Genomic DNA, 20,287 nt, shown 5'->3' on the forward strand with positions numbered 1-20,287 from the left:
GCGTTTTGGCGGTCAGTTCTGCAATTCGTTCGCATCCGCACGGGGGCAAAAAATGAACACTGAAGGCAATGCACTGGTAAGGAAGCTCGCATTCTGGGGCATTCCACTTTCTTTCGGCGTGCTTGGCCTCAAGCTCGTGGCGTGGTGGGTCACAGGGTCGGTAGCGCTGCTGTCGGACGGTCTGGAATCGACCGTCAACGTTGTTGCGGCCTTCATTGCCTATTTCGTCATCCGTTATGCGCAGAAGCCCGCAGATGACGATCACCAGTTCGGCCATCACAAGGCGGAATATATCTCGGCTGTCGTCGAGGGCGTGCTGATCGTCGTCGCCGCACTTCTGATCGTGCAGGAAGCCTGGGGTGGTCTCTTCAACCCGAAGCTGCCGGAAGCGCCGGTTCTCGGTCTTGCCATCAACGCGTCAGCGGGCGTCATCAACGCCGTCTGGGCGACAATCCTCATCCGCGTCGGCCGGAAATACGCTTCACCAGCCCTCAAGGCGGATGGTCATCATATCATGTCGGATGTCGTAACGTCGGCAGGCGTGCTGGTCGGCCTGGTTCTGGCGCTTCTGACGGGTTACGCCATTCTCGATCCGCTGCTCGCCATTCTGGTGGCCATCAACATCCTGTTCCAGGGATCGAAGGTCATTTTGCATTCGCTCGGCGGGTTGATGGACCGGGCGGTGGAACCGGAAGAAGACGAGGCGATCAAGAAGGCGATCGCCGAAAATTCCGTCGGCATCATCGGCGTGCATGATCTTAGAACCCGCCGCGCCGGTTCGGCCGCCTTCATCGATTTCCACGTCGTTGTTCCCGCCCCGATGACGGTGCGGGAGGCGCACGATATTTGCGACCGCCTTGAAGATGCCATAAGGGAAGTCATACCGGGTGCCAGCCTTGCCATTCACGTTGAGCCGGAAGGCGAAAAGGCGCATGGCGTCAAAGTGATCGTTTGAATAAGCAGGAGTTTTCCATGTCCGTGACGGATGTTTCCAGCCTGTCGCAGCTGGGCGCGAAGGTCGATACGCCCGAGAGCCCGGAAAAGGCCATTCTCGAAAAGGTGCCGAACGGCAATGCCGGTACCGATTACGTGGTGCGGTTCACAGCACCCGAATTCACTTCGCTTTGCCCGATGACCGGACAGCCGGATTTCGCCCATATCGTCATCGACTATATTGCCGGTGATTTTCTGGTGGAATCGAAGTCGCTGAAGCTATTCCTGCAATCCTTCCGCAACCACGGCGCATTTCACGAGGATTGCTCGGTCTATATCGCCAGGCGGCTGGTGGAGCTGTTGCAGCCGAAATGGCTGCGCATCGGCGCTTACTGGTATCCGCGCGGCGGTATTCCGATTGACGTTTTCTGGCAGACCGGACCAGTGCCCGATGGCGTGTGGTTGCCGGATCAGGGTGTGCCGACCTATCGCGGCCGCGGCTGATCCGGCTTTTCACTGTTGAAAACGTTCAGGCGAACGACCCGTCGTCGCCTTGATCGAAATCGTCATCGGCGCTGTCGTCGTAGTCGGCCTGCTGGACATCGTTACTATTGTCCGGCTGGGAGAAACTGTCGCCGTAGTAGTTGTTGATGACGGTTTCTTCGACCGGTGCGTTGTTGCCCAGCGGATTGCCGCCGCCGAATGGCGAGCCAATGCCGAGCGACGATGCGTGGTTGCCAAAAATACCGCTCAGCGAATTGGCGAGCAGCATGCCGCCGGCAACACCTGCAGCAGCGCCGAGCGCACCTTGCAGGAAACCGCCGCCGGAGCGTCCGGCTGCTGCGGGTTGCTGGCTCCAGAGGCCGCCGGGCTGCTGATCAGGTGCGCGGCCGGCTGGTGAGCCCCAGGGACCGGCTGTCTGGCCTGCGGTATCGTTGCGCCATGATGTCTGGGGCGGTGGCGAGACGGGCGCCGGAGCAGTTGATTGCTGTTGGCCGGTGCCGAAGATCGAACTCAGAAAACCACCCTGTGCGGCTGCTTGCGGGGCCGCATTACCGCTTTCCAGCGCATGGATGCGGTCTTCGAGCTGTTGGATGTGTGCTGCTGCCGCTTCCAGACCTTTTTCCTGAACAATCACCGCCTGGGCGAGATAATAGGGGGCTGCGGGCTGATCGCGCACGGCATCTGCGATCAATATTTCCGCCTCGCGGTCGCGCGGAGTGGCGGATGCGGCTTTTGTCCTGTCGAACAGGGCCTTGAGAAGTTGGCTTTCTTCCGGTGACATATGATGCCTCCTTACCGTGAAGCGGAAATCAACGATAAGGAGGTAGGTCCAAATTCAGGCTTTTCAAAGCGGCCGAAACTTTAAATTTCGGTAATGATCGTCACCCGCCGAAGGCAAGCGAAAGGCCCGCTATCGCCGTCAGTGCGCCGGCGGTACGGCTTGCGGCCGAGCCGAAACGGGCAATGCGCAGGCCAAGCACGATGCCTGCGAGATGCAGGATCGCGGTTGCTATCATGAAACCGATGCCGAATTGCAGGGCGCCGGCGCTCCCGAGTTCACCGCCATGGGCATGGCCGTGGAAAAGGGCAAAAGCGCCGACCACGGCCGCAGCGGCTGCCGTCGGCAGCTTTGCCGCAATCGTGACCAGCAGGCCGAGGCCGATGACGGAGGCCAGGATGGCCGGTTCAACAAACGGAAGGCCGATGCCATAAACGGCCATGAGGAAACCAATGGCCATGGTGCCGACGAAGGCGGCAGGCACGATCCACAGCGCCTTGCGGTCATTCTGCGTCATGGCGATCTGCGATGCCCAGAGACCGACGGCAACCATTGCCAGAATATGATCCGCACCGAAGAAGGGGTGGGAGACGCCAGCCATGAAGGAGCCGTGTTCTTCGGGGTTCAAATGGGCGAAAGCGGGCAGGGCGGTGGCGCCGAGCGCTGCGGCAGCAAGGCTTAGTCTTTTCAGCATGATTCCCTCTTTTGATTATCGCCGCCAGCAAGGGGATCTTGGGGTTCCCGCAATCGGCGGCACTGCAATGAGGACCTGACGATACCGCGAACCCGGAGAGGCTGTCCATGCGTCATCTGCCGGGGGCGATGTTTATTGTTGGGGCGCAAACCTTGCCTTTTTTGCTCATTGCCTTACGTAACAAGTCGCACTATGTCCGAAGGGCATGCATGAATTACGCTGGAGAGCCGCTGATGAACGAAGACGAAGACGACAAGAGCAAGGAACTGCCGATCGGCAAGGAAACGGAAGCGAATCTTTTCAAGTCGCGTTCGATCTTCATCTATGGTGGCATCACGCAGGAATTGGCGCAGAAGGTCTGCACGCAGCTCGTGGCACTTGCCGCCGCCAGCGACGACGACATTCGCGTTTACGTCAATTCGCCGGGCGGCCATGTCGAATCGGGTGATTCTATCCATGACATGATCAAGTTCATCAAGCCGAAGGTTTATATCATCGGTACGGGCTGGGTCGCTTCCGCTGGCGCGCTGATCTATGTTTCGGTGCCGAAGGAACGTCGCCTTTGCCTGCCGAACACCCGCTTCCTGCTGCACCAGCCCTCCGGCGGCACGCGCGGCATGGCATCCGACATCGAAATCCAGGCCCGCGAAATCATCAAGATGAACCAGCGCCTGATCAAGATCTTCGCCAAGGCCACCGGCCAGAGCGAAGAAAAGATCGCCAAGGACATCGATCGCGATTACTGGCTCGGCGCTGAAGAAGCCAAGGGCTACGGCCTCGTCGGCAAGATCGTCGAGAGCCAGTCGGAAGTTTAAGGTTTTGATTTTTAGTTGAGAGAGCCCGTGCCGGTGGAAACCGGCACGGGCTTTTTCATTCAGGCCGGATGATACGTGCCGCTCCCGGTCATGTGCATTGAATGTTCGGCCGGCATCACTTCATCGTGTTGCAGGCCTTCATCATGTCGGCTTTTTTCATCTTGTTCATTTCCATGTCAGCCTTGTGCATGCAGTCCTTTTTGGATGCCATGGACATGTCGCCTTTTTTCATCGTCTGCGTCTTCATGGTGTCGTTGTGCATTTTCGTCATATCGGTTTTCATGCCGTCGGCATGGGCGATGCCTGCGAAAGAAAGAACAGACAGCATGGAAGCGGTGGCGATGGCGGTGAAAATGCGGGTCATGAAAGATCTCCTCTGGACGTCATTAAGTGTCCGCCGGCGTTGCACCGGGGCTCACGATTGTCCATTCGGTGGGGGGCCGTGTGTCGTTACACGCTCACGCGTTTGTGACATCATATTCGGGCGAGATTCTTTTCACGCCATTATGTAACAATATCCCGCCGATTGCGAATAACCCGATAGTGACGATGACAGGCAGCCTTTCGGAAGAGACATTAAAAATGCTGATGCTGCGTTCCCTCGATGGGGACGAGGGCGCTTACAGGCATTTGCTCCATGCCCTACGCAGGCTGCTGACAGCCTATTTCGACCGGCGCATGAGGGCCGCTTCACGGGGGGATGTGGAAGATCTCGTTCAGGAAACCCTGTTGTCGCTTCACGCCAAACGCGAGACCTATGATCGAGCAAGGCCGTTTACCGCCTGGTTCTTTTCGATAGCGCGCTACAAACTCATCGATCACTACAGGGGCAGGGGTGCGCGCCAGCTTTCGGAAGTGGAACTTGATGAGACGCTGGAAGCGGGATCGTCCGTCGATCAGGTCACGGCACGTATGGATGTGGAACGGTTGCTCGACGAGTTGCCGCAGCGGCAACGCGACCTCATTCGCAGGGTAAAACTCGAGGGTCAGTCAATCGCCGAAGCGGCCCAAAAATCCGGCCAGACCGAGCTTGCGGCGAGGGTCGGCATTCACAGGACGCTTAAAATGCTGGCGGCAAAGTTGCGAGGCGAAACGTGAGGAAGACGGAAGACATCATTGAACAACTGGCAAGCGGACTCAAGCCCGTGCCTGCCTTGTCACTGGAGCGTCGGCTGGCGCTGGCCGTCCTGCCCGGCCTTGGCGTTTCGCTGTTGCTGATGCTTGCCATTCTCGGGCCGCGGGTCGACATGCACGACGCCTTGACCGAGCTGGGTTTCTGGATCAAGTCCGCCTATAACGCCCTGCTGGCCCTGACTGCGTTTTTCGCGGTCGGCCGCCTTACCCGCCCCGAGGGGAACAGCGGCTGCCTTTTCATTTGGCTTGCGCTAATTTTCGTTGTGATGGCGGCGATAGCGCTCGTACAGCTGGGGTTTGCCTTTCCGGACAATTACAGGACGCTTGTTCTGGGGTCGTCCGCGCTGCATTGCCCGTTTTTGATCGTCGCTTTCGCGCTTCCGGTATTCCTGGCGAATTTTTCAGTTCTCAAATGCTCAGCCCCGGCTGATCCAGCCTTGGCAGGTTTTGTGGCGGGCATTGCGGCGGGTGCAGCCGGAGCCTGGGTTTATTCCTGGTTCTGCACCGAAAACGGGATGGCTTTCGTACTGATCTGGTATTCGCTTGGCATTTTCATCACCGGCCTGATCGGCGCTTTTGCCGGTTCGCGTTTTCTGCGCTGGTAAAAGGCGTACCTGTTCAGCCTGCGGGCATCTTGCCAGCGGTTGGGTTTTTTGATCTTCAAGGGAAACAGAAGATCCGGGAACCGCCATGTTGATGAAAGACCTTTCCGTACAGAGCCTGTTCATGGGGTGCCTGACCGCCTTTGTCGGCTTTGCCAGTTCTTTCGCCGTGGTGTTGCAGGGCCTGAAGGCTGTGGGTGCGACGGATTTCGAGGCGGCGTCGGGGCTGATGGCGCTTTCGGTGGCGATGGGGGTTTGCGCGATAGCGCTTTCAGTCGCGACGCGGATGCCTGTCAGCATCGCATGGTCGACACCCGGTGCAGCCTTGCTGGCGACCACGGGCGTGATCGAGGGCGGTTTTCCGGCCGCCGTGGGCGGGTTCATCATCTGCGCCATATTGATCATCATTGCCGGCCTGTTCCGGCCGCTCGGAAAAGCGGTGGCCTCCATTCCAGCGCCACTTGCCAACGCCATGCTTTCCGGGGTCATCATCGGCCTGTGTTTTGCGCCGATCAAGGCGATCGGCTTTAACCCGGCGCTCGGATTGCCGATCATTCTTGCCTGGATCGTGGTGGGAGCCTTTAAACGACTTTTCGCCGTGCCTGCGGCGCTTGCCGCTTTCGTGCTTGTGATGATCTTCGGTGTCGATATTCCGGCGGGGGCGCTTGACCGAGTGGCGCAATCGCTGACGCCTCCGATGGAGTGGGTGACGCCCGTCTTCAGCCTGCACGCCGTCATTTCCATCGCGCTGCCGCTCTTCATAGTCACCATGGCGTCGCAGAATATTCCCGGTATCGCAGTGCTGAAGGTCAATCATTACGATCCGCAGCCCGGACCGCTTTTCGCGGCGACCGGCTTCTTCTCACTGCTTTCCGCACCCTTCGGCGGCCATGCAGTCAATCTTGCCGCGATTACGGCGGCGATGTGCGCTGGCGAGGACGCCCATCCCGATCCGAAACGGCGCTATTGGGCGGCGATCATCGGCGGTGTGGGCTACATCGTCTTCGGCCTGCTGGCGGGCGCGGTCACGGCTTTCGTGGCACTTGCGCCGCCTGTCCTCATTCAGGCGGTGGCGGGGCTTGCACTGGTGGGCGCCTTTTCCGGCTCTGCCGTTGCGGCTTTCAAGGATCCGGAAACACGCGAGGCTGCGGCGATCACCTTCCTCATCACCGCCTCCGGCCTTTCCTTCGCCGGTGTCTCCGGTGCCTTCTGGGGGCTGATCGGTGGCGGGTTGATGATGGCTTTGACTGGTTTCGTAAAAGGATTGAAGAGACAATAGCCCTTGCATCCAAATATTTCGCCGATTATAAGCTTGCCCATGAGCAACAGCATCGCAACCATTTCCGGCATGAGCGCGCAGATTTCTGCGATTGCCTCTCCGTGCGGTGCACTCTCGCTTCTTAGCCTCGACCTTACACGCGGTTGCCGGGTCCAGTGAGGAGCGCCCGGCGGCCGAAAGCCCGCTGGCGCAAACGCTCCTCATCTCGAAATCTCATTTTATACTGGATTTAGGCCCTTGAGGGCCGCGCATCCGCCGATGGCTCGAGAAGCCCGCGGAATGCGCAAGGAGGAAGCGAAATGGACGGCAAGATCACCAATATTTCCAAAGGCATGTCGGACGCGAACGTCAAGTATCGCCCTTACCCGACCATCAATATTCCTGACCGCACGTGGCCGGGCAAGACCATCACCAAGGCGCCGATCTGGTGTTCGGTGGACCTGCGTGACGGCAACCAGTCGCTGGTCAACCCCATGGGCCACGACCGCAAGGCCCGCATGTTCAAGCTGCTGCTCGAAATGGGCTTCAAGGAAATCGAGATCGGTTTCCCCTCCGCTTCGCAGACGGACTTCGATTTTGCCCGCTGGTGCGTGGAGCAGGGCAATGTGCCTGAGGATGTTTCCCTGCAGGTGCTGGTGCAGTGCCGTCCGGAACTGATCACCCGCACCTTCGAAGCGCTGGAAGGCGCCAACAAGCCGATCATCCACTTCTACAACTCCACCTCGGAATTGCAGCGCCGCGTGGTATTCGGCAAGGACGTGCACGGCATCAAGCAGATTGCCGTCGATGCCGCCAAGATGATCACCGACATGGCGGCCAAGGCCGGCGGCGGTTTCCGCTTCGAATATTCTCCGGAAAGCTTTACCGGCACCGAGCTGGAAGTGGCGCTGGAAATCTGCAACGCGGTGGTCGAGGTGGTGAAGCCGACGGCGGATAACAAGCTGATCCTGAACCTGCCTTCCACAGTCGAAATGGCGACGCCGAACATCTATGCCGACCAGATCGAATGGATGTGCCGCAATATCGACAATCGCGAAAACGTCATCATTTCGCTGCATCCGCACAACGACCGCGGCACTGGCATCGCTGCGACGGAGCTGGCTCTGATGGCCGGTGCGGACCGTGTCGAGGGCACGCTGTTCGGCAATGGCGAGCGCACCGGCAATGTCGACGTCGTGACGCTGGCGCTGAACATGTATACGCAGGGCGTCGATCCTGAGCTGGATTGCCGCGATATTGAGCGCATCAAGGCGGTCTACGAATATTCGAACGAGATGACGATCCCCGAGCGCCACCCTTATGTCGGCGAACTGGTCTATACGGCGTTTTCCGGCTCGCATCAGGATGCGATCAACAAGGGTATGAAGGCGATCAAGGTTGCCAATCACCCGGTATGGGAAGTGCCCTATCTGCCGATCGATCCGAAGGATGTCGGCCGCTCCTACGAAGCGATCATCCGCATCAATTCGCAGTCCGGCAAGGGCGGAATCGCCTATATTCTCCAGCAGGATTACGGCATCAACCTGCCGCGCAACCTGCAGGTGGAGTTCCGCGAAGACATCCAGCGCATCACCGATGAAGAAGGCGTGGAACTGCCGGCCAAGCGCATCTACGAGCGCTTCATGGAGCGTTACGTGACGCAGCCGAATGCGCGCATCAAGTTCGTCGATCACCACACCTATCCGGCGGGCGATTTCAAGGGCGTGCGCATTGTCGCCGCCGAAATCACCGATAACGGTGAGGTGAAGCGCATCGAGGGCAAGGGCACCGGTCCTATCGACGGGTTCATCAATGCACTGTCGGTCTATCTCGGCATCGATCTGTCGGTGAATGACTATTCCGAGCATTCGCTGCAACATGGGTCCAATGCTTCCGCCATTGCCTATGTTGAGATGGAGCATCCGGGCGGAAAATTGTTCGGCGCCGGGGTGAATACGAATATTGTTGGCGCTTCGCTGGAGGCGATTGTTTCGGCGGCCAATCGGGTGCTGGAAGAGCGAGCTAGGTAAGTGGGGGTTTGAGGGTGGGTTTACCCCCCTCTGTCCTGCCGGACATCTCCCCCACAAGGGGGGAGATCGACCTGAGGCACGGTCTCGCCCATCTCAACGCTCAGAATGAATTGACGAAAGAGCGTCTTGCCGATCTCCCCCTTGTGGGGGAGATGCCCGGCAGGGCAGAGGGGGTGAGCCACAGACTCTAACCTCAACACTCCGGAGTTTATCCCCCCAGCCGCGAAAACCCCAACGGCCTACCATTCTCATAAAATACCCTGATATCTTCAAGCCCGATACCCGTTCCGGTGTCGTTGAGACTGTGGCGTTCGCAGGCGACGTTCCAGGTGCCAGGGCCACCGGAAATATGGAAGAGATTATAGGCCGCGCGCGGTTTTTCGCCGCCCGGTCCCTGGCTGGCGGAGGCGATGCCGACGACCGGGATGTGCTCTTGCCCGTGGTGAGTGTTCAGCCAGTATACGGTGTTCAAATGGGTGTGGCCATGCAGCACGAGTTCGGCGCCGCCAACGCCAAGCGCTGCCGCGAAACGGCGAATGCCGAACATGCGCTTATGCGCAGCCGCCGCACCGCGGATCGGTGGGTGATGGATCATCACCACGCGGAACAGCCCTTGTTCACCGGCTTTTTTTAAGAGTTCCGCGGTTGCGCGTGCTTGACGGTTGCCGAAATAGCCGGTGGCCGAGAAGGGCGGCGTTGCAATCGAGGTGGAGCAGCCGATCAGTGCGACGGGACCGCGCACGCGCATGTAGGGGAAAATCTTGCGGTCATCGTCCCATTCTGCCGGGTCGCCATCGCCACGCACATAAGGATACCAGGCGCGCATGGCCTTGTCGTGCGCGCCGGAAACATAGGCGTCATGATTGCCGGGAACGACCGAGATCTTTTCAGGGTCGCCGACTTCTTCCAGCCAGTCGGCGGCGGCACGAATTTCAACGCCTGTCGCAAGATTGACGAGATCGCCGGTAATAGCCAGATGATCCGGCGATTTGGCTTCGAGATCATCGAGCAGCTTTTCCAGAGTGTCGGTGAAAAGGTGCTTGCGGCGGTTGCGGTGCCAGTTGACGAAACCGGTGATACGCTTGGATGCAAGTTCCCGGAAAGTGAGTTTTGGCAATGGCCCGAGATGGACGTCTGAAATATGCGCAAGTTTGAACATGGCGGCAGAGATAACCTATGATATGCGGCACGTCCAATAAAAGCCTGCCGGCAAGGAGAAACCAGGGTGAATGACGAGAGAACCGAGCGGCAGGCCCGTCCGTTCCACACGCGTATCCTTATCCGCCTGCTTCATTTCGTTTTTCTGTTCACACGCGGTGCCACCCTCGGTGTGCGTGCGCTCTGCTTCGATGATGCGGGACGGATTTTTCTGGTGCGGCACACCTATCTGCCCGGCTGGTATCTGCCCGGCGGCGGGGTGGAACGCGGTGAAACGCTGCTGATGGCGCTCAACAAGGAAATCCGCGAGGAAGGCAATCTCGAGGCTGCGTCGATCCCCGAGCTTGTCCATGTCTACCTCAATCTGGAAGGCAGCAACCGCGATCATGTGGCGCTCTACCGGCTTCAGGTCACCCAGACCACGCCGAAAAAACCGGATCATGAAATCACCGAAAGCGGTTTTTTCGATCTCTCGGACCTGCCGGAAAATGTGACGCCCGCCACCCGCCGCCGCCTTGCCGAACTTTCCGGCAAAGCGGCGATTGCCGACTACTGGTAGCGGCGGCGTCTCTGCCGTCAGGTAAGCGTCTCACGGCCATGGGCCATGGTCAGGTCCAGTTCCGGGCCAACGGGCACGATACCTGTCGGGTTGATGGTGAGGTGGCTGCGATAATAATGTTCCTTGATGTGGCGGATATCGACTGTGTCCGGCACGCCTGGTGTCTGGTAGAGGTCGCGGAGGTAACCCGTGAGATGCGGGTAATCGTGAATGCGGCGGATGTTGCACTTGAAGTGGCCGACATAAACAGGGTCGAATCGCACCAGCGTGGTGAAGAGACGCCAGTCTGCTTCCGTCTGTTCTGCACCGAACAGGAAACGGCGGTCCTCCAGCCGGTCTTCCAGCATATCGAGCGTTTCAAACACCTTCACGGCATTTTGCTGATAAGCATCCTGGGTGGTGGCGAAACCGGCCTTGTAGACGCCGTTGTTGACGGTGTCGTAGATAACGTCGTTCAGTGCATCGATGTCGGCGCGCAGTGCTTCGGGATAATATTCCGCCGCCGATCCGGTGAGGTCGTTGAAGGCCACGTTGAACATGCGGATGATTTCGGCCGATTCATTGGAGACGATGGTGCCGCGTTCTTTGTCCCACAGTACCGGCACGGTCACCCGTCCCGAATAGTTGGCATCCGCTTTGGTATAGACCTGCCACAGTGTGGAGAAGCCGAAGAGGTGGTCCTCGGTTGCACCCGGAGTGCGTTCGCCTTCCGGTCTGAACTCCCAGCCGTTTTCCAGCATCAGCGGATCGACGACAGAGACGGAAATCAGGTCTTCCAGCTTTTTCAGTTTACGGAAAATCAGGGTGCGATGCGCCCAGGGGCAGGCGAGCGACACATAGAGGTGGTAGCGATCCTTCTCGGCCTTGAAGCCACCTTCGCCGGAAGGTCCGGGCGCGCCATCCACCGTTACCCAGTTGCGAAATTGCGAGGCGCTGCGCTTGAAGTGCCCCTTGGTTTCCTTGGTGTCGTACCAGACGTCTTTCCATACGCCTTCCACCAGCATGCCCATGATGATCTCCTTGATTGTTTCCTTGACCGCAATCCTAACCGTTTAGCGCGGTGTCGCGAACCCGTGGCGCATTGAACAATGCGTTTCCGGTCTTGCATGGGCTGAATGGGATAGTGCCGAGATTTGTTCTGGACGGGTGGGAATTTTCCTGATAATTGCGATTTTCACAAATCTGAGGAAATCGTAGATTATGATCGAAACACGGATGCTCCGACGACGCTGACGCTCCTGAACGCCTTTACCGGCGCAGCCGTCATCTATTGTCGCATCCGCATTTTGGAAGTTTCGGTCTCTTCATGTCCAAGCACGATCTTGTCTACCTCACCGAGGACGCGTCGCACGACGCCATCATCGAAATCATCAACGAAGAAGCATTCGGCCCCGGTCGGCACACCCGTGCCGCCGCGCGCATTCGCGAGCAGGGTCCGCATGATCGGTCGCTGTCCTTCGTCTGCGCCGATGATGGCGAGACGATCGCTTCGGTGCGCATGACGCCGGTTCTGGCCGGTGGGGTGAAAGGCCATATGCTCGGCCCGCTTGCCGTGAGGCCTTCGCACAAGAACATGGGCATCGGTCGTGAACTCGTCCGGATTGCCATCGCTGCCGCCCGGCGGAAGGGTTCGGAGGCCGTCATTCTGATCGGCGATCCGCCCTATTACATGCCGCTTGGTTTCGAAAAGGTCGCCTACGCCGCGCTTGATTTTCCAGGCCCGGTGGATCCGAACCGGGTGCTGGTCGTGCCTGTTGGTGACGACGTGCACCAGCGGCTGAAGGGCAAGATCGGCTGGCGCAAATGCGAGGCCGCCATGCCTGCAGCCCAGGCGGAAGACGACGGCTTCGAAGAGCCTCTTCGGGTTTACGGCTGACGGATTTCGTTACGTCGGATTTCCCGCCCTTCACCAGTGCGCACTTTTTCCCTCATCAAATACGACTGACTTGATGAGGGACGGAGCGTTGAATCGCCCATACACTGGCCGGTTATTTCGCTAAAGATGACGGGATGGTGTTCTGCCTTGAAACCATGCATCGTACATCGCAAAATTCAATTCCGTTTCTTTCCCCTATGCGATAGCACTCGATAGTCGATTTCGGCACGGGGGCGAGCATATGACGGCAATCACCATGAACGATGCGCTGGAACGCGCAGGTGCGGGCGCCTATCAGCGGCGGTTGATGGGTATTTTCGGCCTCGTCTGGGCAGCGGATGCCATGCAGGTGCTGGCGGTCGGCTTCACTGCCGCCTCGATTGCCCTAACGTTTGGCCTGACTGTTCCGCAGGCCCTTCAAACCGGAACGGCCTTCTTTTTTGGCATGCTTTTAGGTGCTGCCGGTTTCGGGCGTTTGGCGGACCGTTACGGTCGCCGCCGAGTGTTGATCGTCACCGTGGCCTGTGATGCCGTGTTCGGTGTGCTTTCCGTCTTTGCGCCGAACTTTGCCATTCTTCTTGTCCTGCGCTTTCTAACGGGTGCGGCTGTCGGCGGCACCCTGCCGGTGGATTATGCGATGATGGCGGAATTCCTGCCCGCAAAGAACCGGGGGCGCTGGCTGGTCATGCTGGAAGGCTTCTGGGCCATCGGAACCCTGATCGTGGCGCTTGCAGCGTGGGGCGCCAGCCTTGCCGGTGTTGCCGATGCCTGGCGTTATATTTTCGCGGTTACGGCTTTCCCAGCCGTTGTGGGTCTGGGTTTACGGTTCATGGTGCCCGAATCGCCGCTTTACCTCGTGCGGAGAGGTCGATCGGACGAAGCCAAGGTCATCGTCAACCGTATGCTGGTGGTAAACGGCCGCGCGCCACTTGATGCCGGGACAGGGCTTTTTCAGCCGGAGGTCTCGAAAGGACAGGGGATATTTTCGCCGGCGCTCAGACAGCGCAGCATCATGATCCTTGCCATCTGGTTCCTTGTCTCCGTTTCCTATTATGGCGTCTTCACCTGGATGCCGGCAAAACTGGCGGGAGACGGTTTCGGCTTCGTGCGCGGTTATGGTTTCCTCGTGCTGGTGGCACTGGCGCAGATCCCCGGTTATGCGCTTGCCGCCTATGGCGTTGAAAAATGGGGCCGCAAGCCGACGCTTATCGGTTTCTGCCTGCTGTCCGCCCTCGGTTGCCTGCTCTTCACGCTCGCTACAGGCGGCGCAATGATCGCCACATCGCTTCTGATCATGAGCTTTGCGCTGCTTGGCACCTGGGGTGCGCTTTATGCCTTCACGCCCGAATTGTACCCGACGGAATCGCGTGCGACCGGCATGGGCGCTGCTGGCGCCATGGCAAGGCTGGGCGGCCTTCTGGCGCCGTCGTTGCTGGGTTATGCCATCGCGCAGGGCTTCGGTTTCGCCATCGGCATTTTCGCCGGGCTGCTGGTGCTGGCTGCGATTGCCGCAACGATGATCAATGCGGAAACGCGGCGGGTGGCGCTCTCCTGACACTGCTGCGCCAACCGCTTTCTTTCGAACGGATTAGAAACGCTTTTCAAGCCATGTGATCGCCTGGCCGCTGGAAAGGGGTGCAAGCGAGCCGATCTTGGTGAAACCGCAGCGCTCATAAAGCCTCAGCGCATCCGGGTTCATCGTGTCGATATAAGCGCCCATGCAGCCGCGCTTTTTCGCTTCCTCTTCCGCCATGCCGAGAAGCTTCGCACCTGTGCCTTGACCGCGTAAGGTCTCGGGGATGAAGAGAAGCTGCACATAAAGCCAGCCGCGGCCGGTATAGCCGACAAGACCGCCGGTGACGGTGTTCTCATCGTCGCGGATTGTGATGATGAGTTCGCGTTTGTCGCTTTCGCCAAAACGGGCGAGATTATAGGCCACCAGGGGATCGCGGATGGCCTTTTCAGCTTCTGCATCCGCGATGTCGCTCAAAACGAAATTCATGATTATCTTTCCCAGGTCGCCGAGCGGCGGCGGTTTCTCGTTTGCACTGCGAGACGTGAAAGCGCCTGAGCTTCCACCGGGAAGTTCCTACCGGCCCTCACGCCACCAGAGCGCGGAGAAAGCAAGGAGCAGGGCGGCAAGCCCGGCAAAACCGGCAAACAGCGGTAGGGTGTTGACACCTTTCAGCACCGTCTCGTCGGTCATGCGTATCAGCATGCGATCCTCATCGGCAACCCTGATATCGCCCCTGACAGGCAGGATATCGGGTAGTACCACGCGGCCCGAATTGTCGGCGACACGGTGCACGCTGCCCTTGGTGGCGTCGGCAAGCGGCTTCAGCGTTTCGGTTGTCGAAATCATTGCCTTGAATTCCGGCGCATCCACCGCGCCGACATGGACGAGCGTAGTGAAATCGCCGTTCTTGATTTCGAACAGGCCGGTCTCGTCCATGCGACGCTCGATCTTGTAAAGACCGGGCTCGGTGTTGTTGAAGGCCATGTTTTCGGTTTTACCCGAGGGGAAATGCACGCTTGCCTGACCGGGGTCGTCGCCGATGGTCTGGCGGGTAATTTGCAATGTGCGGCCGTTGGCGCGCGCCGTCAGCGCCTCTTCCTCAAGCTCCGGTTCCTTCATCAGCCAGTGGGCGATGCGCCGGTAAAGTGCCACATGCGGGCCGCCGCCTTCGTAGCCACGCGCCCAAAGCCAGCCCTGATCGGAAAGCAGCATGGCGACACGGCCTTCACCCTGGCGGTTCAGCACCAGCAGCGGGTCCTGCCCGTCACCCAGCATCACGGTCTGGCCCTGCGGCGGCTCGACGCTGACGGTGCGGAACCAGCGGCCCCAATGCGGCGGCTCATCGCCCGACCCTTCCAGCCCACGGGTAACGGGGTGTTTCTTGCCCGCTTCCGAGAGGCGAGGATAAAAGGCGGACTGATGCACCTGGCCTGTCGGCTGGGCCGGCAGCACGGATGCAAGCGGCGTCATGGCGATCGAATCCTGACCGGCATGTTCCGGGCCGGCTGCGATCAATAGCGCGCCGCCCTTTTCGACATATTGCGCGATGTAATCGTAATAGAGGATCGGCAGCACGCCGCGATGCTGGTAGCGGTCAAAGATAATGAGGTCGAAATCCTCGATCTTTTCCACGAACAATTCGCGTGTGGGGAAGGCGATCAGCGACAGTTCGTTGATCGGCGTACCGTCCTGTTTTTCCGGCGGGCGCAGAATGGTGAAATGCACCAGATCAACCGAGGCGTCGGATTTCAGGAGGTTGCGCCAGGCGCGCTCGCCGGCATGCGGCTCGCCGGAGACCAGCAGCACGCGCAGGTTCTGCCGGATACCTTCTATCAGGTGAACCGCACGGTTGTTCGCGGCCGTCACTTCGCCGGGAAGCTCGGCGACGGAAAATTCCATGACATTGTTGCCGCCGCGCGGAACCTTGAAAGTGAAGGGTGTCGGCTGGCCGGGTGTGGCCTGCAAGGTGGCGATTTCTTCGCCGTTCATCTTCACGGTTACTTCCGCCGAACCACCACCTGCGGCTGCACGGCCATCATCGAAGACGCGCAGCGTCAGTTGCTGTTCCTCGTTGACGATGCCAAAGCGCGGCGCGCGGACGATCTCGATACGGCGGTCGAATTCATCGGCCTTGCCGGTGATCAGCCCGTGGAGGGGAGCGCGGAAACCAAGCGCCTGTTCGGCATTGGGCAGAGCATTCGGAATATCATGGATCTGGCCATCGCTGAGGAAAATCGCACCGCCGACGCGGGAGGGCGAAACATCCGAGACGGCGGAGGAGAGGGCCGAGAAAAGCTGCGTCGAAGGTGAATCGCTCTCACCATCATCACGCACTTCCACGATGCGCGGTTCGATGCGCGGGAAGCGCGACAGCCGGTCTTTCAGCGCGGCAAGCGCCGTATCCGTCATCTGCGGTCGGTCCTGCACGTCCTGGCTCTGCGATCGATCGACGACAACGGGGACGATTGTGGAGAGAGGCTCGCGTTCCTCCTGCGTCAAAAGCGGATTGGCGATGGCGGCAAGCAGGGCGACAAGCGCCAGCCCGCGCAGCCATGCGCCGCGCACGCCGCGCCACAGGCCGATGAAGGAGAGAAGAAGGGCGGCGACGGCCAGAACGGCAATCACGATCCACGGCAGGAAGGGGGCGAATGTCAATGTCATGTCACTGCCCCAACCGTTCGAGAAGTGCGGGAACGTGTACCTGATCGGCCTTGTAGTTGCCGGTCAGCATATACATCATGATGTTGACGCCAGAGCGAAACGCATGTTCGCGCTGCAACTCGTCCGGCGGCACAGTGGGCAGCACCGGTGCGCCCTGCGCATCGACGGCCCATGCGCCGGCAAAATCATTGCCTGTTATCATGATCGGCGTCACGCCGTCGCCGGAGGAGGAGAGGCCGGATGTCGTCTTTGCCGCCCCCTGGCGCGATTCCACCCAGAGCGGCGAGCCGTTGTAGCGGCCGGGGAAATTGGTGAGCAGGTAGAAAGACCGCGTCAGGACGTGGTCTTCCGGCACGGGCTCCAGCGGCGGAATATCGATATTGGCGAGGATCGCCTGCAAACGTTCGCCATTGGGGCTGGTCGCGCCAGTGTCGAGCGACGAAAACTGATCGCGCGTGTCGAACAGAACGGTGCCACCGGCGCGCATATAGGCATCGATACGCGATATGGCAGCGCTCGACGGCATGGGGGCGGAGGCCGACACCGGCCAGTAGATGATCGGGTAAAAGGATAATTCGTCCTTGGATATATCGAGGCCGACCGGCTGGCCGGGCTCCAGCGTCGTGCGCCAGGTCAGGAATTCGCTCAATCCCTGCAAACCCTGTTCGGAAATGCGGTCGACATCGTCCTCGCCGGTGCGGACATAAGCGAGATGCGTCGTGTCCAGCCGCTCGAAAATCTGCTCGTCACCGGGTTTGGGGTCGTCGGCGCGCGCATCGCTCGAGGACATTGCGGCGAAGGCGCCAATGGCCAGCAGCACGGTGGCAGCTGTGGCGCTGCGGGCTTTCGGCAGGCGTGCGAAGGCGCCGTTCATAAAGAGCACGATGAGACTGTCGGCAATCAACATCAGGAAGGCGGCGATGAACAAGGCCGGGCGCAGCGATTTCGCCGTTTCGCCGATCAGTGCTTCGCTGGTGGTGTTGACACCGGCGAGCGAGGTATCGAGCGGGCGAAGCGTGGCGCCAGCCGGTAGAAGATTGAGAGCCACGAAACCATCCTCTGTGCCATAAAGGCCGGGGGGATTGTCGAAACCGGTGCGGGGAGCCTGACCGGGGCGCATTTCCAACGGCCGGGCGGAGCCGACATCGGCTGACAAAGCACCTTCGGCCGTCAGTAGCCGGAAGGGCGGCAATGCTGCGGCGGGGGCATTCGCGGAGGTGGAAGCACCGCCTGCCTTGGACAATTGCACGATACGGCGCAACATATCGACGAAGTGGCCTGATATCGGCAGGTCGGACCAGCTTGCCTCGGCGCTGACATGGAACAGCACGATGCGGCCCGCTTCGACATTGCGGGTGGTGACGAGTGGCGTGCCGTCGGCAAGGCTCGCCCAGGTGCGCTCGGCAAGGTCGGGTGTCGGTTCGGCAAGAACCTGCCGTTTTACGAGCACGCCATCGGCCTTCGGCATTCCGGCAAAGGCGCCGAAATTCGGGAAATCGGCAAGCGGCTGTGGCTCGGCCCATGAGAGCGCGCCGCCAAGTGCGCGTTCACCCTGCCGCAACGTCACCGGCACCAGCGGATCATTGGTGGGGGCTGCGGCAAGGCGCGGTCCGGCAAAACGGATCAGCGTGCCGCCGGCGGCAAGCCAGCGCTGCATCGGCTCATAGGTCTCTTGCGGCAGACGTCCGATATCGGCCATGACGATGACGGAAGGATTGGATTGCAGGATTTCCGGGATTGCCTGCGCAAGATCTGCCTGTCGTTGCGGGATGAGATCGACAAAAGGCTGAAGGGCGCGGCTGATGTAATAAAGCGGCTGCAGCAGCGGCTGGAAATCATTTCCGGTTTCACCGGCCAGCAGCGCCACGCGGCGGCGGCGGAAACCGTCATCCAGAAGATGCACCGCGCCCGCCGTCGAGACTGCCTCGATGGAGAGGCGGGCGAAGTCGTTGCGCAATTCGAAAGGCGCTTCCACCGTCGCCGTCGTTTCCGCTTCGCCGGGGGCGAAACTGGCGGTGCCAGTGGCAAGGATGCGGCCCTGGCTGTCCTGCGCATTGACGGTCAACCGGCTGGGGGAGGCCGTGTCGAGCCGCGATAGCGTGACGCTCATCGCATCGGCATTGTTGGCGGCGCCGGTAATGGCGGCGATGGATTTCCCATCACCCGTGACGATGCGGAACTCGGCAGCTGAGAGGCTGGCCAGCGTTTTGAGTGCGCTTTCATCCTGCGCGGTGGCAACGCCGTCGGCAATATAGGCGAGCGTGCCGGGGGAGGTGCCGTTCAGCGCCTCGGTAATAGCTTCCGCCGTGCGCACGCGGTCCGGCGCAAGAGGCTTCGGCTTGGCGGCGGCGAGCTTGTCCAGCGCCACCGCCGTTGTGGCTGGCACGGCGTCGTGTTCGGCATCTGCGGTGAAGCTGATGGAAACGGGGCGATCGGCCCTTTCCGCATCGCCGATCAGGGCCTGAGCGGTTTCGACGCGTCTCTGCCAATCAGTTGCGGAGGCCCAGCTATTATCGACCACAAGCACCAGGGGACCAGTGCCGGCAATGCTGTTGTTGCGGGGGTTCACCACCGGATCGGCCAGCGCGAAAATCACGGCGGCGGCGAGCGCGATGCGCAGCAATGTCAGCCACCACGGGCTTTTCGAGGGCGTTTCCTCGCGCTTCAGCACGGTGGCCAGAATTTTCAGCGGCGGAAAAACCTCCGCCTTGGGGCGCGGCGGGGTGAGCCGCAGCAGCCACCAGATGGCTGGCAATGCCAGAAGGCCGAAGAGAATATAGGGGCTGGTGAAGACGAAGGGCAATGCGCTCATCGGTTGCCACCGCCTTGCGCGGGCGCACCGGACAAATACATGTGAACAGCCACAAGCGCCTCGGAGGCGAGATGATCGGTGCGGTGAAACACGAAATTCCAGCCTAGACGGCGCAGCGAAGAAGACAGCGCTTCGCGGCGGGCGAGATAGGCGCGGGTATAATCCTCGCGAATCGTTTCCGCGCGGCCGGAGACGAGTTTTTCACCGGTTTCCGGGTCGGTAAATTCGGTGCGGCCCGAATAGGGGAAGGTTTCTTCGGCCGGATCGGCGATTTCCACCACATGGCCGCGCAAGCCGCGCCGCGCGAGTGGCGAAATCCGTTCCATCACATTTTGCGCATCGTCGAGAAAATCGCCTATGAGGACGATGTCGCTTGCACCGCGGATCATGCCCGTTTCCGGCATGCCTGTGGTGAGCGGCGCGTGCATGATGGCGGCAGCCAGACGTTCGGCGGCGTTTCTGGCCGAGATGGGCTCCATGATACCGGGACAACCTATGCGCTCGCCCGAGCGCGCAAGGATTTCCGCCAGCGCCAGCATCAGCACCAATGCGCGGCTTTCCTTGGAAACGGAGCCGAGTGTGGATTTGAACATCATCGACGGCGACATGTCGGCCCACAGCCAGATGGTGTGGGCAGCTTCCCATTCCCGATCGCGCACATAGGTGTGGTCGTCGCGGGCCGAGCGTCGCCAGTCGATGCGCGACAGGCTCTCGCCTTCGGCATAGGGGCGGAACTGCCAGAAATTCTCGCCGATGCCACGCTTGCGGCGGCCGTGCCAGCCGGCGGTGACGGTGTTGGCGATGCGCTTGGCTTCGACCATGCAGTCCGGCACCAGTGCGGCACGCTGGCGCGCGCGCGCCAAAACTTCGCTACCCGGTGTCTTATCTACGATCTGGCCGATGGATGCCACAGGCACTCCTTTCGAGAAAGCTTAGGCAGATGTCAGAGCGGCGGGC

General features: G+C 60.2%; 19 protein-coding genes. 10 read left to right on the forward strand and 9 right to left on the reverse strand.

The window, feature by feature from the left end; all coding sequences use genetic code 11:
• Nucleotides 1-52 precede the first annotated feature (52 nt).
• Nucleotides 53-955, forward strand: a complete 903-nt coding sequence (locus ACQZ5Y_RS10840; protein WP_003513576.1) for a cation diffusion facilitator family transporter — start codon at nt 53-55, stop codon at nt 953-955.
• A gap of 17 nt (nt 956-972) precedes the next feature.
• Entirely contained in the window at nt 973-1,437 is a 465-nt protein-coding gene (gene queF / locus ACQZ5Y_RS10845; RefSeq protein ID WP_112673629.1) for a preQ(1) synthase, read from the forward strand.
• Between the two features lie 25 nt (nt 1,438-1,462).
• Here queF and ACQZ5Y_RS10850 read toward each other — a convergent pair whose 3' ends face one another.
• Nucleotides 1,463-2,218 carry a DUF2076 domain-containing protein gene (locus ACQZ5Y_RS10850; RefSeq protein ID WP_174049846.1) on the reverse strand — a complete coding sequence of 252 codons (756 nt, stop codon included), beginning with the start codon at nt 2,216-2,218 and terminating at the stop codon, nt 1,463-1,465.
• 100 nt (nt 2,219-2,318) lie between these two features.
• A complete protein-coding gene (locus tag ACQZ5Y_RS10855) occupies nt 2,319-2,909 on the reverse strand; it encodes a HupE/UreJ family protein (protein WP_174049844.1) in 591 nt (196 codons plus the stop codon).
• A gap of 233 nt (nt 2,910-3,142) precedes the next feature.
• On the opposite strand from ACQZ5Y_RS10855, the gene ACQZ5Y_RS10860 reads away from it, so the two are divergent.
• Nucleotides 3,143-3,724: an ATP-dependent Clp protease proteolytic subunit gene (locus tag ACQZ5Y_RS10860; RefSeq protein ID WP_003513567.1), complete on the forward strand. Its 582-nt coding sequence runs from the start codon at nt 3,143-3,145 to the stop codon at nt 3,722-3,724.
• A gap of 115 nt (nt 3,725-3,839) precedes the next feature.
• Here the strand turns inward: ACQZ5Y_RS10860 and ACQZ5Y_RS10865 are convergent, their stop codons facing one another.
• Nucleotides 3,840-4,088 carry a pentapeptide MXKDX repeat protein gene (locus ACQZ5Y_RS10865; RefSeq protein WP_065659139.1) on the reverse strand — a complete coding sequence of 83 codons (249 nt, stop codon included), beginning with the start codon at nt 4,086-4,088 and terminating at the stop codon, nt 3,840-3,842.
• 218 nt (nt 4,089-4,306) lie between these two features.
• On the opposite strand from ACQZ5Y_RS10865, the gene ACQZ5Y_RS10870 reads away from it, so the two are divergent.
• The 4 genes from ACQZ5Y_RS10870 to leuA all read left to right on the forward strand — a co-directional run bounded on the left by ACQZ5Y_RS10870 (nt 4,307) and on the right by leuA (nt 8,748).
• A complete protein-coding gene (locus ACQZ5Y_RS10870; RefSeq protein WP_003513560.1) occupies nt 4,307-4,822 on the forward strand; it encodes a sigma-70 family RNA polymerase sigma factor in 516 nt (171 codons plus the stop codon).
• The gene (locus ACQZ5Y_RS10875) at nt 4,819-5,463 is read left to right on the forward strand and encodes an NrsF family protein (protein WP_174049842.1); all 645 of its coding nucleotides are present in this window, start codon (nt 4,819-4,821) and stop codon (nt 5,461-5,463) included. Before ACQZ5Y_RS10870 ends, ACQZ5Y_RS10875 begins: the two co-directional genes overlap by 4 nt.
• Before the next feature lie 88 nt (nt 5,464-5,551).
• Nucleotides 5,552-6,739 carry a benzoate/H(+) symporter BenE family transporter gene (locus ACQZ5Y_RS10880; protein ID WP_025594186.1) on the forward strand — a complete coding sequence of 396 codons (1,188 nt, stop codon included), beginning with the start codon at nt 5,552-5,554 and terminating at the stop codon, nt 6,737-6,739.
• A 299-nt stretch (nt 6,740-7,038) separates the two neighbouring features.
• A complete protein-coding gene (gene leuA / locus ACQZ5Y_RS10885) occupies nt 7,039-8,748 on the forward strand; it encodes a 2-isopropylmalate synthase (RefSeq protein WP_003513556.1) in 1,710 nt (569 codons plus the stop codon).
• A 208-nt stretch (nt 8,749-8,956) separates the two neighbouring features.
• On the opposite strand, the gene ACQZ5Y_RS10890 is transcribed toward leuA, so the two are convergent.
• Nucleotides 8,957-9,907, reverse strand: coding sequence for a metallophosphoesterase family protein (locus ACQZ5Y_RS10890; protein ID WP_174049840.1), 951 nt, complete (start codon nt 9,905-9,907; stop codon nt 8,957-8,959).
• 66 nt (nt 9,908-9,973) lie between these two features.
• On the opposite strand from ACQZ5Y_RS10890, the gene ACQZ5Y_RS10895 reads away from it, so the two are divergent.
• Entirely contained in the window at nt 9,974-10,465 is a 492-nt protein-coding gene (locus ACQZ5Y_RS10895; RefSeq protein WP_019565194.1) for an NUDIX domain-containing protein, read from the forward strand.
• Between the two features lie 17 nt (nt 10,466-10,482).
• On the opposite strand, the gene ACQZ5Y_RS10900 is transcribed toward ACQZ5Y_RS10895, so the two are convergent.
• Nucleotides 10,483-11,475: a glutathione S-transferase family protein gene (locus ACQZ5Y_RS10900; RefSeq protein WP_174049838.1), complete on the reverse strand. Its 993-nt coding sequence runs from the start codon at nt 11,473-11,475 to the stop codon at nt 10,483-10,485.
• Between the two features lie 296 nt (nt 11,476-11,771).
• Between ACQZ5Y_RS10900 and ACQZ5Y_RS10905 the strand changes: the two genes are divergently transcribed.
• Nucleotides 11,772-12,341 (forward strand): GNAT family N-acetyltransferase, encoded by a 570-nt coding sequence (locus ACQZ5Y_RS10905; RefSeq protein ID WP_013636617.1) that lies wholly within the window; start codon nt 11,772-11,774, stop codon nt 12,339-12,341.
• A gap of 241 nt (nt 12,342-12,582) precedes the next feature.
• Nucleotides 12,583-13,896, forward strand: a complete 1,314-nt coding sequence (locus tag ACQZ5Y_RS10910; protein WP_065659143.1) for an MFS transporter — start codon at nt 12,583-12,585, stop codon at nt 13,894-13,896.
• Between the two features lie 33 nt (nt 13,897-13,929).
• On the opposite strand, the gene ACQZ5Y_RS10915 is transcribed toward ACQZ5Y_RS10910, so the two are convergent.
• From ACQZ5Y_RS10915 to ACQZ5Y_RS10930, 4 genes are all read right to left on the reverse strand, one after another.
• Nucleotides 13,930-14,343 (reverse strand): GNAT family N-acetyltransferase, encoded by a 414-nt coding sequence (locus tag ACQZ5Y_RS10915; RefSeq protein ID WP_013636615.1) that lies wholly within the window; start codon nt 14,341-14,343, stop codon nt 13,930-13,932.
• Between the two features lie 87 nt (nt 14,344-14,430).
• Entirely contained in the window at nt 14,431-16,518 is a 2,088-nt protein-coding gene (locus tag ACQZ5Y_RS10920) for a hypothetical protein (RefSeq protein ID WP_174049835.1), read from the reverse strand.
• Nucleotide 16,519: 1 nt separating this feature from the next.
• A complete protein-coding gene (locus ACQZ5Y_RS10925; protein ID WP_025594173.1) occupies nt 16,520-19,330 on the reverse strand; it encodes a DUF4159 domain-containing protein in 2,811 nt (936 codons plus the stop codon).
• Nucleotides 19,327-20,241: a DUF58 domain-containing protein gene (locus ACQZ5Y_RS10930; protein WP_025594172.1), complete on the reverse strand. Its 915-nt coding sequence runs from the start codon at nt 20,239-20,241 to the stop codon at nt 19,327-19,329. Before ACQZ5Y_RS10930 ends, ACQZ5Y_RS10925 begins: the two co-directional genes overlap by 4 nt.
• Nucleotides 20,242-20,287: the final 46 nt, after the last annotated feature.

The organism is Agrobacterium sp. A3-95, from assembly GCF_053521785.1.